12 protein-coding genes are annotated in these 14,851 nt (G+C 73.3%); 9 read left to right on the forward strand and 3 right to left on the reverse strand.

The features are described 5' to 3' along the window. Nucleotides 1-6 precede the first annotated feature (6 nt). Nucleotides 7-585: a DsbA family protein gene (locus ACIA6B_RS07520; RefSeq protein WP_281938821.1), complete on the reverse strand. Its 579-nt coding sequence runs from the start codon at nt 583-585 to the stop codon at nt 7-9. A gap of 206 nt (nt 586-791) precedes the next feature. Between ACIA6B_RS07520 and ACIA6B_RS07525 the strand changes: the two genes are divergently transcribed. From ACIA6B_RS07525 to ACIA6B_RS07540, 4 genes are read left to right on the forward strand one after another with little or no spacing between them, the layout of a single operon-like run. Beyond that, nucleotides 792-2,075, forward strand: a complete 1,284-nt coding sequence (locus tag ACIA6B_RS07525; protein WP_396771935.1) for an ABC transporter substrate-binding protein — start codon at nt 792-794, stop codon at nt 2,073-2,075. Continuing rightward, nucleotides 2,072-3,067 carry a carbohydrate ABC transporter permease gene (locus ACIA6B_RS07530; protein ID WP_396771937.1) on the forward strand — a complete coding sequence of 332 codons (996 nt, stop codon included), beginning with the start codon at nt 2,072-2,074 and terminating at the stop codon, nt 3,065-3,067. The genes ACIA6B_RS07525 and ACIA6B_RS07530 overlap by 4 nt, the downstream gene beginning before the upstream one ends. Before the next feature lies 1 nt (nt 3,068). Further along, on the forward strand, nt 3,069-3,905 hold the full coding sequence (locus ACIA6B_RS07535; protein ID WP_281938826.1) for a carbohydrate ABC transporter permease: 837 nt from the start codon (nt 3,069-3,071) through the stop codon (nt 3,903-3,905). Between the two features lie 9 nt (nt 3,906-3,914). Further along, nucleotides 3,915-5,123 carry an ABC transporter ATP-binding protein gene (locus ACIA6B_RS07540; protein WP_396771940.1) on the forward strand — a complete coding sequence of 403 codons (1,209 nt, stop codon included), beginning with the start codon at nt 3,915-3,917 and terminating at the stop codon, nt 5,121-5,123. A 103-nt stretch (nt 5,124-5,226) separates the two neighbouring features. Here ACIA6B_RS07540 and ACIA6B_RS07545 read toward each other — a convergent pair whose 3' ends face one another. Next, a complete protein-coding gene (locus ACIA6B_RS07545; RefSeq protein WP_396771942.1) occupies nt 5,227-6,330 on the reverse strand; it encodes a winged helix DNA-binding domain-containing protein in 1,104 nt (367 codons plus the stop codon). Between the two features lie 199 nt (nt 6,331-6,529). Between ACIA6B_RS07545 and ACIA6B_RS07550 the strand changes: the two genes are divergently transcribed. From ACIA6B_RS07550 to ACIA6B_RS07560, 3 genes are all read left to right on the forward strand, one after another. Beyond that, a complete protein-coding gene (locus ACIA6B_RS07550) occupies nt 6,530-7,048 on the forward strand; it encodes a hypothetical protein (protein ID WP_396771944.1) in 519 nt (172 codons plus the stop codon). Nucleotides 7,049-7,194: 146 nt separating this feature from the next. Then, nucleotides 7,195-11,283: a polymorphic toxin-type HINT domain-containing protein gene (locus tag ACIA6B_RS07555; RefSeq protein ID WP_396771946.1), complete on the forward strand. Its 4,089-nt coding sequence runs from the start codon at nt 7,195-7,197 to the stop codon at nt 11,281-11,283. Nucleotides 11,284-11,293: 10 nt separating this feature from the next. Continuing rightward, nucleotides 11,294-11,848, forward strand: coding sequence for a hypothetical protein (locus tag ACIA6B_RS07560; protein ID WP_396771948.1), 555 nt, complete (start codon nt 11,294-11,296; stop codon nt 11,846-11,848). A 59-nt stretch (nt 11,849-11,907) separates the two neighbouring features. Here ACIA6B_RS07560 and ACIA6B_RS07565 read toward each other — a convergent pair whose 3' ends face one another. After that, entirely contained in the window at nt 11,908-12,558 is a 651-nt protein-coding gene (locus ACIA6B_RS07565) for a GNAT family N-acetyltransferase (RefSeq protein WP_396771950.1), read from the reverse strand. An 89-nt stretch (nt 12,559-12,647) separates the two neighbouring features. On the opposite strand from ACIA6B_RS07565, the gene wrbA reads away from it, so the two are divergent. After that, nucleotides 12,648-13,265 (forward strand): NAD(P)H:quinone oxidoreductase, encoded by a 618-nt coding sequence (gene wrbA / locus ACIA6B_RS07570; protein WP_281938840.1) that lies wholly within the window; start codon nt 12,648-12,650, stop codon nt 13,263-13,265. Between the two features lie 159 nt (nt 13,266-13,424). After that, the gene (locus ACIA6B_RS07575) at nt 13,425-14,825 is read left to right on the forward strand and encodes an FGGY family carbohydrate kinase (RefSeq protein ID WP_396771952.1); all 1,401 of its coding nucleotides are present in this window, start codon (nt 13,425-13,427) and stop codon (nt 14,823-14,825) included. Nucleotides 14,826-14,851: the final 26 nt, after the last annotated feature.

Genomic DNA, 14,851 nt, shown 5'->3' on the forward strand with positions numbered 1-14,851 from the left:
CGATGGTCAGCGGCGGGCGCGCTTCAGCTCGTGGAACGTGTCCAGGCGTAGCAGCGGCAGCATCGAGTCCCAGATGACCAGCGCGTCCTCGGTGCCCGGGACCTCGGTGATGATCGGCCCGTGGATGCCCCGGCCGGCGTCCGGCACCATGAGCACCGGCGAGCCGATGTCCGGGCCGGCCGAGCCGTACGCCAGCGCGTGCGACTCGCGGACCGCCTCGTCCCAGCGCTCCTCGTCCAGTGCGGGCGCCGCGTCCGTCACGCCGGCCGCCTCCACCGCCGCCGCGACGGTCCGGTCGCCGAGCGGGTCCCCGGCGTCGTGGCTGCGTGCCCCCAGCTCGGTGTAGAGACGCCCGGCGTCCTCGTGCCGGCCCTGCGCCCGCAGCGCCTCCACCAGCCGCAGCACGCGGCCGGAGGCGGCCATCGCCTCGGCGTACTCGGGGGCGATCCGCCCGTCGTTGAGGATGGCCAGGCTGAACGCCCGCCACTCGACGGTCAGCCCGCGGGCCTGGGCGACGGCGACGAGCCAGCGGGAGGTGCGCCAGGTCCACGGGCAGACCGGGTCGAAGAAGAAGGTGGCGTCCATCCCCCCAACCTAGGGGCGGACGGGTCGGCGCGCAGCGCGGCGGTCACCGTCACGTGACCGTGATGTTTCGCTTCGTCGCAGGTCGGGCACGTTCTGCGGCACGAAACGCCCGGGGCGTCGGGCGCAGGGCCGGTGCCTCGACCGTCTCGCCGTGCGCCGGGGCACGGGTGACCTCCCCGGCTCTCGCCGAAGAGAGGGGGAGGGTGATGACGACAGTCCCCGACACGGCCGCACGGCGGCCGGCCGGACGCGCGGCGGCGGCGGCCGCCGCGCTCGCGTTGGTGGCCCCGCTGGCCGCCTGCGGGTCCGGCGGCGACGGTGGCCCGCCGACGATCAACCTGTACTACCCGCCGGAGCAGAACCTCCAGAAGGTGGTCGACGACTGCAACGCGCAGGCCCAGGGGCGCTACCGGATCAGCTACCGGGTGCTGCCGCGCGAGGCCGACGAGCAGCGGGTGCAGATGGTGCGACGGCTCGCGGCGCAGGACAGCGGCATGGACGTGCTCGGCCTGGACGTCACCTGGACGCAGGAGTTCGCCAGCGCGGACTGGATCCGGGAGTGGACCGGCCAGGACAAGGCCGAGGTGGAGCAGGGCACGCTCGCCGGCCCGCTGGACACCGCCAAGTACGAGGACAAGCTCTTCGCCGCGCCGAAGAACACCAACGTGCAACTGCTCTGGTACCGCGCCGACCTGGTGTCGCAGCCGCCGAAGACCTGGGACGAGATGATCTCGGCGGCCCAGCAGCTCAAGGAGCAGAACAAGCCCTACCGGGTGCTCACCATGGGCGCCCAGTACGAGGGCCTGGTGGTGCTCTACAACACGCTCGCCGAGAGCGCCGGCGGCAAGATCCTCAGCGACGACGGCAAGAAGGCGGTCATGGACGCCGGCACCGTACGCGCGCTGGAGCAGCTCAAGACGTTCGCCACGTCGGGCGTGACCTCGCCGTCGTTCAGCAACGCGGTCGAGGACCCGGTCCGGCTGGAGTTCCAGTCCGGCGGCGGCGCGTTCCAGGTCAACTGGCCGTTCGTGTATCCGGCGATGCAGGAGGCCAACCCGGAGCTGGCCAAGGACGTCAAGTGGGCGCGGGTGCCCGGCATCGACGCGAACACCCCGAGCAAGGTCACCATCGGCGGGGTCAACCTGGCGGTGAGCAGGTACTCGAAGCACCCGACCGAGTCGTTCGAGGCGGCCCGGTGCATCCGCAACGCGGAGCACCAGAAGTTCTCCGCGGTCAACGACGGCGTGCCCCCGACCATCGAGGCGGTCTACGACGACCCGGAGATGGCCGAGGCGTACCCGATGAAGGAGACCATCCTGGAGGAGCTGAAGGAGCCGGCGGTGCGACCGCTGACCCCGGCGTACCAGAGCATCTCCACGGTGATGTCGGCCATCCTGTCGCCGCCCTCGGGGATCAACCCCGAGCGGACCGCGGACGAGTTGCGCAAGGCGATCGCCGACGCGCTGGAGTCGAAGGGTGTGCTGCCATGAGCGTGAACGCCACTCCGGCCGGCGCGGAGGCCGCCGCCGAGGCGGAGCAGCCGGCCGCCAGGCACGCCGCGGTGCCCGCCCAGCGGGCCCGCCGTGGCGGCCGGGCTCCGCTGAGCGACAACAAGCGGGCCGAGCGTCGCCTCGGCTGGCTGCTGTGCGCGCCGGCCGCGCTGGTCATGGTGCTGGTCACCGCGTATCCGATCCTGTACTCGATCTGGCTGTCGTTGCAGCGCTACGACCTGCGGTTCCCCGACGAGCGCCAGTTCGTCGGGCTGGAGAACTACGTCACCGTGCTGACGAACGACTTCTGGTGGACCGCGTTCGGGGTGACCATGCTGATCACGGTGGTCACCGTGGCGATCGAGCTGGTGCTCGGCATGGGCCTGGCGATGATCATGCACCGGACGCTTGTCGGCCGGGGCATCGTCCGTACCGCGGCGCTGATCCCGTACGGCATCGTCACGGTGGTCGCGGCGTTCTCCTGGCGGTACGCCTGGACGCCGGGCACCGGCTACCTGGCGAACCTGTTCGACGGCAGCGCGCCGCTCACCGAGCGGGCCAGCTCGCTGGCGATCATCATGCTGGCGGAGATCTGGAAGACCACCCCGTTCATGGCGCTGCTGCTGATGGCCGGGCTGGCGCTGGTGCCGGAGGACCTGCTCAAGGCGGCCTCCACCGACGGCGCGACGGCGTGGCAGCGGTTCACCAAGGTGATGCTGCCGGTGATGAAGCCGGCGATCCTGGTCGCGCTGCTGTTCCGCACGCTCGACGCGTTCCGGGTCTTCGACAACATCTTCGTGCTCACCAACGGCGGCAACGAGACCTCGTCGGTGTCGATGCTGGCCTACAACAACCTGATCCGGGGCCTGAACCTCGGCATCGGCTCCACGATGTCGGTGCTGATCTTCATCACCGTGGCGATCATCGCGTTCGTCTTCGTGAAGCTGTTCGGCACCGCTGCTCCCGGCAGCGACGATGGGGAGAGGCGCTGACATGGCCGTGGAAACCACCACGCGGGCGAAGCTGCGCTGGGGCGTGCTGGACGTCGTGGTCGTCGTCTTCGCGCTGGTGCCGGTGCTCTGGATCGCCTCGCTGTCGTTCAAGACCCCGGGCACGCTCACGGACGGCAACTTCTGGCCGCGGGAGTGGACGCTCGACAACTACCGGACGATCTTCGACACCGACCAGTTCGTCCGGGCCCTGGTCAACTCGATCGGCATCGCGCTGATCGCCACCGCGATCGCGGTGGTGCTCGGCACGATGGCCGCGTACGCGATCTCCCGGCTGGACTTCCCGGGCAAGAAGCTGCTGGTCGGGGTCTCCCTGCTGATCGCGATGTTCCCGCAGGTGTCGCTGGTGTCGCCGCTGTTCGAGATCGAGCGGCAGCTCGGCCTCTTCGACACCTGGCCCGGCCTGATCCTGCCGTACATCACGTTCGCGCTGCCGCTGGCGATCTACACGCTGTCGGCGTTCTTCAAGCAGATCCCGTGGGACCTGGAGAAGGCGGCGAAGATGGACGGCGCCACCCAGGGGCAGGCGTTCCGGCGGGTGATCGCCCCGCTGGCCGCGCCGGGCGTGTTCACCACGGCCATCCTGGTCTTCATCTTCTGCTGGAACGACTTCCTGTTCGCGATCACGCTCACCTCGACCGAGCGGTCCCGCACGGTCCCGGTGGCCCTCCAGTTCTTCACCGGCGAGTCGCAGTTCGAGGACCCCACCGGAGCGATCTGCGCCGCCGCCGTGGTGATCACCGTACCGATCATCCTGTTCGTGCTCTTCTTCCAGCGCCGCATCGTCTCCGGCCTGACCTCCGGCGCAGTCAAGGGATAGGTGACAACAATGGCTGACATCGTGCTGGACAAGGTGAGCAAGCGGTTCCCGGACGGGACCACCGCGGTGCGGGACGTCGACCTGGAGATCGCCGACGGCGAGTTCGTCATCCTGGTCGGCCCGTCCGGCTGCGGGAAGTCCACCACCCTGAACATGATCGCCGGGCTGGAGGACATCAGCGACGGTGAGCTGCGCATCGGCGGCGAACGGGTCAACGACAAGGCGCCCCGGGACCGGGACATCGCCATGGTCTTCCAGTCGTACGCGCTCTACCCGAACATGACGGTCCGGGAGAACATGGCCTTCCCGCTGCGCCTGGCGAAGCTGGACAAGGAGACCATCAACCAGAAGGTCGACGAGGCCGCCAAGGTGCTGGAGCTGACCGCGCTGCTGGACCGCAAGCCGGCCAACCTCTCCGGCGGCCAGCGGCAGCGGGTGGCTATGGGCCGGGCGATCGTGCGCCAGCCCAAGGCGTTCCTGATGGACGAGCCGTTGTCCAACCTGGACGCCAAGCTCCGGGTGCAGATGCGCACCGTGGTGTCCCGGTTGCAGAAGCAGCTCGGCACCACCACCGTCTACGTGACCCACGACCAGACCGAGGCGATGACGCTCGGCGACCGGGTGGTCATCATGCGGGGCGGCGCGGTGCAGCAGGTCGGCCCGCCGCAGGAGCTGTACGACCACCCGCGCAACCTCTTCGTCGCCGGGTTCATCGGCTCACCGTCGATGAACTTCGTGCACGCCGCGGTGGAGGACGGGAAGCTGCGGACCGCGCTGGGCGACGTGCCGATCGGCGAGCGGGTCCGCCGCGAGCTGGAGGCCGGTGACGCGCCCCGCGAGCTGATCCTCGGCATCCGGCCGGAGCACTTCGAGGACGCCGCGTTGATCGACGACGAGACCCGTCGCCGGGGCCTGGAGTTCGAGGCGCCTGTCGACATCGTCGAGTCGATGGGCTCGGACAAGTACGTCTACTTCACCGTGGAGGGGGAGCGGGCCACCGCCGCCGAGCTGGAGGAGCTGGCCGCGGACGCCGGCGCCGCCGACTTCGCCGGCGCGGGTTCCAGCCTGGTCACCCGGTTGTCGGCGGAGTCGCCGGCGCGGGAGGGCGAGTCCCGCCGGGTGTGGTTCAACCTGGAGAAGATCCACCTGTTCGACCCGGGCAGCGGGCGCAACCTGACGCTGCACGAGGGGCGGGCGGCCGGCGCGCTCGCCGACTGAGCGCTCCGCTGCGGGGGCCGGCGGCGGGCGCCGTCGGCCCCCGCGCCGTCTCCGGGAGTACGCGTGCCGGTCGGGCACGGCGGGTGGCCCCTACCGCGCGGCGTCACCAGGAGTGACGCAGCGCCAGCCCGAGGAAGCGGGCGTAGCGGCCCAGGGCCGCGTCCACCCGGGCGCGCAGTTCGGCGTCGAACGGGACGAGCTGCCGCACCGTCACGGTCACCGTGGTCGCCCCCAACGTCCGCCGCCAGGTGCCGACCACCCGCCCGCCGCGCACCACGGTGGACTGGAACATGCCGTTGTTGCCCGGCACCACGGCGGCGGCGTGTGCCGGGTCGAGCATCAGCGAACGGTCCCGGTAGCCCAGCAGGTACTCGTCGAAGCCGGGCAGCGTGTGCAGGTCGTCGACCGGGTCACGGGGGGTGTCGAGCAGCGCGGCGTCGACCACGGCGGGCTCCCCGTCGACCTCGACCGGGGCGAGAAGGTCGCCGGCCAGCGCCACGGCCCGGGTCGCGTCGGTGACGGTCAGGCCGCTCCACCGGGCCAGCTCGTGCCGGGTCACCGGGCCGTGGCCGCGTACGTAACGGTGGGCCAGCAACGCCAGCGCCTCGTCGCGCTCCGGGCGGTGCGGGTCGGGCACCCACTCGTCGAGCAGCACGAACGTCTGCTCGGTGCCGACGTGCGGGGCGATGCAGGTGATGCCGCGCTGGCTCGCGTACCAGAGCAGGTGGTAGCCGCGCTGACCGGTGGTGTCCAGCCCGGCGGCGCGCAACGCGGCCAGGCACTCGGTGCGGGTGAGCCGGCCGCCCCCACCCAGCGCCGCGCCGAGCACGTCGCCGGCGTGGTCCCCGTCGGCGAGCGTCAGCCCGAGCTGCCGCCACCGGGCCGCCGAGGCGGCCAGGGCGCGGACGCCGGTCACCGCCAGCATCCAGTGCGCGTCCCGCGCCGGCACCAGGTGCACCGTGCCGCGCATCGGCCAGGTGCGCAACGCCTCCCGCCGCTCCAGCGCCGCGTGGACGTCGTCCCGGGTGCGGCCGGGCAGGCGTACGCCGAGCGACCACAGTCCGCTGGCCGCGTCCTGGGCCTGCATGGCGCCGAACCACTCGACCACGTCGGCCACCCGCTCCGGCCGGGCGACCGGGTGCGGGCGCAGCAGCAGGCCGGTCATCCGCAGCGCGAGCGCCTCGGCGCGGGTGAGGCGTACGGTCACGGCGGGCCTCCCGTCGACAGGTGGACGGTCAGCTTAGGACGCCGGACCCCCGCCGGAGGTGCCCCCACACATTGATCGGCCTGTGGAATGATGGCACCGCCGCCGACGGCACCAGGTGTGCTGGCGGTGACACTCGGTGATGCGGCGACCTGTCGTCGCCTCGCCGTTCTTGTTTCCACGTGATACGGGGGTATGGCGAGTGTCGTCTCGCACGTTCAAGGCGGGTGCCGTCGCGGCAACGCTCTCACTCGGTCTGGCCGTTGTGGCCCTGCAACAGTCCTCGTCGGCCGCGGTCGACACCCAGCCCTCCCTGGAGGAGGACTTCACCTACCCGGGCGCCGCGCAGGTGCTCACCCAGCGGGGGATCAAGCTGCTGAAGGGCGACGGGCACATCGTGCTGGCCGACTGCGGCGCGACGCCCAACAACCCGCCGGCCGACCTGATCCTGGTGCAGAGCAACGATTTCAACCTGCCCGCCGGCAAGAACTTCTGCTTCAAGGCGAAGGGCGCCAGCGGTTACCTCACCATGGAGATCCCCATGGTGTACTTCGTCCGGGGTGACTCGACCAACACGGTCGACGCGAAGGTCGAAGTCAAGGACGACCCGACCGTGGTCGAGACCGAGCAGGTCGACCCGGGCGAGTGGCAGCCCGTCGGCGAGGGACAGGCCCGGGGCACGGCGACGCTCCTCGAGCTTCGCTTTCCCACCGCCAACTGACGCAGCACCGGGAGCCGACCTCGCACGCCGAGGTCGGCTCCCTCCTTTTCGGCATCCGCAGCGACGTGTGCTCGCTGCTCTGACGCGTCAGTTCCAGGGGAGGGACCGTGTCGGCAAGACCCAGTGGTTTCCGGCGGACGAGTGCGGTGCGAAGGCGGGCAGGGCTGGCGTTCGGCCTCGTCCTGACGCTGCTCGCCGCGTTTCTCGTCGTGCCCGGCCCGTCGTACGCGGCGGACGAGACCGAGCCGGGTGAACTCCGGCTCCGGGCGCTTCTGCTGCTCAAGTCGGGCGGCGCCAGTGTGGAGCGAGCGGCGGCGGAGGCGCTCGTCGGGGACGACGACGCGGTCGCCGACTTCCTCGACGAGGGCTACTTCACCGCCCGCCAGCAGGACGACCTGGTCCGGGTCGAGGAGTACGCGGGCCTGGGCGGCCCGACGATGAAGCAGGCGGCGGTGGCCGCGCTGAGCGGTTCCGTCGAGGACCGCCGGGCGTTCCTCAACGGCGGATGGGAGGCCGCGTTCGCGGTCGACGAGCGCATCCGCCTCGGGCAGGTGATCAACGCCGGTGGGAACGAGGTGAAGCGCGCCGGGCAGGCGGCGCTGAACAGCACCGACGACGCGATCACCGAGTTCCTCCGCACCGGCCAGTACGAGGCCCGGGAGATCGACGACCGGATCCGGATCGGGCAGATCCTCACCGGCGGTGGTCCCTACGTCAGGGCCGGCGCGCAGGCCGCGCTGAACGGCACGGCCGAGGACATCCGGGAGTTCCTGCTGTACGGGCAGCACGTGGCCCGCGCGCGTGACCAGGAGATGCTCACCGTCACCCAGCTCGCCGACCTGTCCCAGGAGGCCGGCCGGCTCGCCGCGCAGGAGACGCTCCAGGCCGAGCAGGCGGCCGACCGTGCGGTGGAGTCCGCCCGGCTGGCGAAGGAGGCCGCGCAGCGCGCCGCGGCCGAGACCGCGGCGGCGAAGGACTCCGCGGAGGACGCGGCGGCGGCGGCTGCGCGTGCCGCGTCCGCCGCCGGACGTGCCGCCGCGGCGGCGCAACGCGCGATCGGCGCCGCGAACGCCGCGAGTTCCGCGGCGAAGGTCGCCTCGGCGTCCGCCGCCCGTGCCGCGCAGGCGGCGGCGCTCGCCGGGAACGCCGCCTCCCGCGCCAACACGGCGGCCTCGAAGGCGGCGGGGGACGCCACCAAGGCACAGCAGGCCCGCGACGCCGCCCGGATCGCCCGGGACGCGGCGAAGCAGGCGCGGAAGGCGGCGGACGCGTCCGAGGCGTCCCAGCGTGCCTCCGTCGCCGCCGGCAACGCCGGCACCGCGGCGGCGAGCGCGGCGGCCAACGCGAAGCTGGCGGCCGACGCGGCCGAGCAGGCGGCCGGTCAGTCGAACGTGTCCGCCGCCGAGGCGGCGCGGGCGCGGGAGGCGGCTGCCCGGGCCCGCGCCAAGGCGGAGGAGTCCCAGCGGGCGGCGAACGCGGCCAGCGCCGAGGCGCGGCGCGCGGCGACCGCCGCCGGCCAGGCGACGACCGCCGCGCGGGCGGCGGCCACCCACGCGGACAATGCCGCCGCGGCGGCCGAGGACGCCGCCGCGCACGCCGGGGAGGCGGCCTACGCGGCGAAGATGGCCACGCAGCACGCGGTCAACGCGATGAAGGCCGCGGAGGACGCGGAGAGTTACGCCAACCAGGCACGGGACGTCGAGGCGGCGGCCCGTCAGGCGGACGTCGAGCGACTGGCGGCCATGACGGCCGAGGGGGTGATGGCCGCCGAGGTCGAGCGCAAGGAGGAGGAGACCCGCCTGGCGCAGGCGGCCTGGGACGAGGCGCAGGAGACCCAGCGGGACGAGGAGACCCGCCGCTGGCTGGCCGAGGCCACCGCGCCGAACGCGCCGGCCGACGTGGTGCTGACCAACGGCCGCCGGGTCGCCGTCCGGCTGCTGGCCACCGGGGGGACCTGGACCCGGGCCGCCGCCGAGCGCGCGCTCACCGGTTCGGAGCTGGACGTCCGGGCGTTCCTGACGACCGAGCTGCCGCTGGCCGCCGGCCAGGACGACCGGGCGGTGGTCGGCCACCTCGCGGACACCGCGACGAAGCCGGCGGCGAAGACCGCCGCGGTGGCCGCGCTGGCCGGTGACGACGCGCAGGTGCGCGAGTTCCTCCGCACCCGGGCGTACCCGGGCAAGGCCGACGACGACCGCATCCTGATCGGTCAGTTGATCACCACCGGCGGGTCCACCATGAAGACGGCCGCCGAGGCCGCGCTGAACGGGACCGACCAGGACCGGCACGAGTTCCTCCGGTCCGGCCGCTACGACGCGGCGGAGCAGGACGACCGGATCCGGGTCGGTCAGATCATGACCGCGGGTGGTCCGGAGGTGAAGGCCGCGGCGACCATCGCGCTCTCCGGCCCCCGGGCGGCGCTCCGGCACTTCATCGACGCCGGCCAGTACAAGGCCCGTCTCCGGGACGAGGAGACGACGGCGCACGTGGCCAAGGTCCGGGCGCTCGTCGCCGACGCGGCGCGTAACGCGGCCACCGCGCGGGTCGACGCGGCCCGGGCGGCCGAGGCCGCGGCCCGGGCCCGGTCGGCGGCGGCCGAGGCGGCGGAGTACGCCCGGCAGGCGGAGCTGTCGGCCGCGGCGGCGCAGGGCTACGCCGACCAGGCGCAGCAGTCCGCGCTGGCGGCCCAGCAGTCCGCTGCCGCCGCCGCGCAGTCGGCGGCGACCGCCCAGGCCGCGGCGGCCCGGGCCCGCAGCGACGCGCAGGCCGCGCAGCAGTCCGCGGCGGCGGCCACCGTGTCGGAGCGGCGCGCGGCCAACTACGCCGCGGCGGCGCAGCAGTCCGCGGCGCGGGCGAAGGCGTCGGCCGAGGAGGCCGGCCGGAGCGCGGCCGAGGCGCGGCAGGCGGCGACCGAGGCGTTCCAGGCCGTGGTGGCGCTGCAACGTCAGGAGGCCGAGGCCCGGCGTACGGCCGGTCAGACGGACCCGGGCAGCGTCGAGTGCAACCTCTACATGCACCTGAACCGGATGTGCCACAACCCGTTGCTCGGCGCGCTCGAACGCGAGGACAACTGGTGCACGATCCAGTGGGGCCACGGTCCGCTCTGCGAGGGCGTGGTCAAGTACTTCGACCAGAAGGACGCCGAGGAGGGCAAGCTCGTCGGGCAGCTCGTGCTGACGATCTGCGGGTTCATCCCCGTGGTGGGGGAGCCGTGCGACGCGGTGGACGCGCTCATCGCCTATCTCGAAGGCGACACGGAGGACGCGCTGCTGTCGCTCGCCGGGATGATTCCGGTGGTCGGCTGGATCGGCGGCGGCAAACGCGGCGTGGACCTGCTGCGTGAGCTGTACCAGTTCGGCAGCAAGGCGTGCAAGAAGGCGAGCAGTTTCCTGCCCGGCACGCCGGTGCTGCTGGCCGACGGCAGCCGGAAACCGATCGAGAAGCTGCGGATCGGTGACCGGGTGCTGGCCACCGACCCGGTCGGGCGGGTGACCGGGGCGAGGGAGATCACCCGGACCATCCAGAGCGAGGGGGAGAAGAACCTCGTCCGCGTCCGGTTGGACGTCGACGGGGCCGCCGGCCGGGCGACCGCGACGGTCACCGCGACCGAGAACCACCCCTTCTGGGTGCCCGCGCGCAACGCCTGGGTGCCCGCCGGTGAGCTGCACCGGGGCCAGTGGCTGCGCACCGCGGCGGGCACGTCGGTGCAGGTCGAGCAGGTGAGTCGCCGTACGGTGACGACGCGGGTGCACAACCTGACCGTCGCCGAGCTGCACACCTACTACGTCGGCGTCGGTCGGACGTCGGCGCTGGTGCACAACACCAGCGCCTGCAAGGTCACCAACACCGGCAAGATGAACGACGTGGAGATCGCCCAGGCGCACGAGCTGGGCGACCACGTCGGCGGCAAGGAGTTCGTGGGGCAGCCGGTGCGGGACACCCCCGGCATCGACGGCTGGCTGGACGGCGTACCGACCAGCCTGAAGGCCACCGACAGCGTCAGCCCGAGCGCGGTGCTCAAGCACCTGTCGAAGGCCGAGTCCCAGCTGCGCAACGCGAACTACCGCGACGCGATCGTCTACGTCCGGGCGAACAACCTCGACCATGCCCGGTTGCAGAGCTTCATCGACGGTGGGCCGGCGATCAGGGACATCACCCGGCAGGGCATCGTGAAGGAGGTCTACATCAAGACCGCCACCGGCTGGATCCACTGCCTCGCCGGGTCCTGTAGCTAGGGTTTGCGACATGGCGATCGAGTGGCACCTACGGGTGAACCGTCCGTTCACCCTCCACGAGGCCGTCGATCTCACCAGCGTCCGGCTGGCCGACCTGCTCGGCCAGCCGGACGCCCCGCCGCCCGTCCGCGTCGTCGAGGCGTCCGCGGAGCGCCGCCGCGGCGGGCCCGGGGCGCCACTGCCGGCGGACGCCCTGGACCGCGTCGCCGAACCCGCCGGCCTCGGCGCCGACATCGACTTCTTTCTCGAGATTCCCGAGTGGCGCGCCGGTGCGCTGCTGAGCCTCAGTGAGTTCCTGCCGGGCGTCGACGACCCGGAGGCCGGGGTGTTCGTCTGGGTGACGTCGCAGCACGATCCCGCCTCCCAGGTGCTGAGCATCGCCGCCTGCGTCGCGTTCGCCGAGTGCGCCGACAGCGAGGTGGTGGACGAGTACGGCTATCTCGCGAAGACCCGGACGAACTCGCCGGAGGCGCTGCTCTACCAGCTCCGGGTGACGTCACCCGTCGAATCGTTCACCGCCGCGGCGGACCTGGTCCTCAGCCGCACCCGGCTGCGCCGGCGCTGACCAGGGCACCCCTGATCGCGCTGCGCCGGCGTCGTTGCCGACGGAGCGCGATCCCCCGTTCAGGTTCCCGGCGCGGGGCGGCGGTCGGCCGGCGCCGGTCTGACCAGGATCCCCGGCGCGGCCGGCCGGGAGAGCGGTTGCCCGCCGAACTTGCGCAAATCTTGAGCCGTGGTCAGTCCAGCCGGCGGTGCATCACCAACAGGTCGACGTACCCGTCGGGGGGGGGGGGGGGGGGGGGGGGGGGGGCGGGGCCGGCCCCGCGCCCCCCGCCGCCCCCCCCCCCCCCCCCCCCCCCCCACCACGTCGAAGCCCAGCGACCGCCACAGCCGTACCGCGCGGGTGTTGCTGGCCACCACGGCGTTGAACTGCATGGCCCGGTAGCCGTCCGCGCGGGCCGCGTCCAGCACGTGTGCGGCGAGCGCCCGGCCGACGCCGCGGCCCGCGGCGGCGGGGGCGACCATGAATCCGGCGTTGGCCACGTGGTCGCCCGGGCCGGCCTGGTTCGGCGCCAGCCGGGCGGTGCCGAGCACCGTGCCGTCCGGGTCGACCGCGACCAGGGTCCGCCCGGGCGGCGTCGCCATCCACTGCCGGCGGGCCTGCTCCTCGGTGACGTCACGCGGCCAGGTGTACGTCTCCCCGGCGGCCACGATGTCGTGCAGGAACGGCCAGATCAGCGGCCAGTCGGCTGCCGTCGCGGTACGGATCTCCACCGGTCGAGCATGGCACGCCCGACGTTTGACGTGGCAAACAACGGGTAGTCGCCGAAGCTCACCGGCGAACTCGCGAAGGAGAAGCTCTGATGGATGGCCAGGTCAAGGTCGCGGTGATCTACTACAGCGCGACCGGCATCACCTACCAGATGGCCCGGGCGGCGGTCGAGGCGGCCGAGGAGGCCGGCGCCGAGGTGCGCCTGCGCAAGGTGCGTGAGCTGGCGCCGGACGAGGCGATCCGGTCGAACTCGGGCTGGCAGGCGCACCGGCTGGAGACCCAGGACGTGATGGAGGCCGAGCCGGACGACCTGTCCTGGGCCGACGTCGTGATCATGGGCTCGCCCACCCGGTACGGCATGATCGCCGCCCAGCTCAAGCAGTTCATCGACACCACCGGACCGCTGTGGGCCAACGGCGCGCTGGCCGACAAGGTCTACACCGGCTTCACCTCGACCGCGACCTCGCACGGCGGTCAGGAGGCGACGCTGCTCTCGCTCTACACCGTCTTCTACCACTGGGGCGGCGTCGTGGTGACGCCCGGCTACACCGACCAGAGCCAGTTCGTCGCCGGCAACCCGTACGGCGCGTCGCACACCAGCAACAACGGTGAGGTCGCCCCGGACCACGTCGCGTTGGCCGCCACCGCGCTCACCGCCAAGCGGGCCGTGCTGATGGGGGCCGCGCTGAAGCGGGGCATGGCCGGCTGACCGGCCCGGCACGCGGGTGACCGGTGGCCGGACGGGGGCTCTCGAACCCGTCCGGACCACCGGTCGTCCTTCGGCCTACCCGCGATCGGCCCCGCCATGCGCGCCCGGGGCGGGGAACCCGATCGGAGTCGTCGGCGGCGCCGGGTAGGTTGACCGGCGATGGACATTCTCGCTCTGGACCTGGGCACCTCGTCGGTACGCGGGCTGGTGCTGGACGCGGACGCGGAACCGCGTCCGGGCGCGCTGGCCCGTCGCAAGGTGCGCCTGGCCGCCGGCGACGACGGCACCGGGACGCTGGACGCCGCCGGCTACCTGGCCTGCCTGGTGGAGTGCCTCGACGAGTTGGCCGCCGGCGGGCACCTGCGGGAGGTCGGGCTGGTGGCGACGTCCGCGCAGTGGCACTCGGTGCTGCCGCTGGCCGCCGACGGCACCCCGTCGGGTCCGGTGCTGACCTGGCTGGACACCCGGCCGACGCCGCCCGTCGGGGTCGCCGGCCCGGCCGACCCGGACGACTACCATCGGCGCACCGGCACCTGGTGGCACCGCTGCTACTGGTCGGTGCGACTGCCGTGGCTGCGGGAACGCGCGGGCGACGTGTCCCCGCGCTTCGTCGGCCTGGCCGAGTACGCCCTCGGCGCGCTGCTCGACGACGCGCCCATGTCGATGTCGCTGGCCTCCGGCACCGGCCTGCTCGACCTGCGCCGCCTGGACTGGGACGCGGAGGCGTGCGCGCTGGCCGGCGTACGCCCGGACCGGCTGCCGCCGCTGGCCCCGGCGGGCTGGCACGGCCGGTTGAACCCGGAGCACGCGCGGCGCTGGCCGCAACTGGCCGAGGCGCGGTGGGCCGCGCCGGTAGGCGACGGCGCGGCGTCCAACGTGGGCTCCGGCTGCGTGGACGAGTCCCGCGCCGCGATCACCGTCGGCACGTCCGCCGCGGTCCGGGTGATCCAGGCCGTGCCGGCCGGCGCGGAACTGCCGCCGCTGCCGGACCAGCTCTGGCGGTACCGGGTCGACCACGACCACGTGGTGACCGGGGCGGCGTACTCCAGCGGCGGGAACCTGTTCGCCTGGGCGAGCCGCGAGTTGCGGCTGCCGGAGGGCGACGAGTTGGAGGCCGCGCTGGGCCGTGCCGGCGACGCCCGGTCGCTGCGGGTCAATCCCCGCTTCGGCGGCGACCGGCCGCCGGGCACGGCGCCGGCCGGGTCGGGCGAGTTGGGCGGGTTGAGCTTCGGCACCACCGCTGTCGACCTCCTCGCCGGCCTGATGGGCGGGCTGTGCCGGCTCGTCGCCGACGACCTCGTGCTGCTGGAGGCCGGTGTCGCCGACCCGATGGAGGTGGTGCTCGGCGGCGGGGCGCTGACCGCCTCGCCGTGGTGGCGGGCGGCCTTCGCCGAGGCGCTCGTCCCGCGTACGGTGCGGTGGCAGCGCAACCCGGAGATCGGGGCGACCGGTGCCGCGCTGGTGGCCCTGGGGCGGGTCGCGGAGGCGGCCCGGATCGGCGGCGTCGGCGGTGTCGGCCGGCCGGACGCCGACGACCCGGGCGCCGCGCCGACGCGCTGACCGTCCTGCTCATGCCGCCCGGGCGG

It is taken from the genome of Micromonospora sp. NPDC051141 (assembly GCF_044455765.1).
Lineage (GTDB): Bacteria > Actinomycetota > Actinomycetes > Mycobacteriales > Micromonosporaceae > Micromonospora.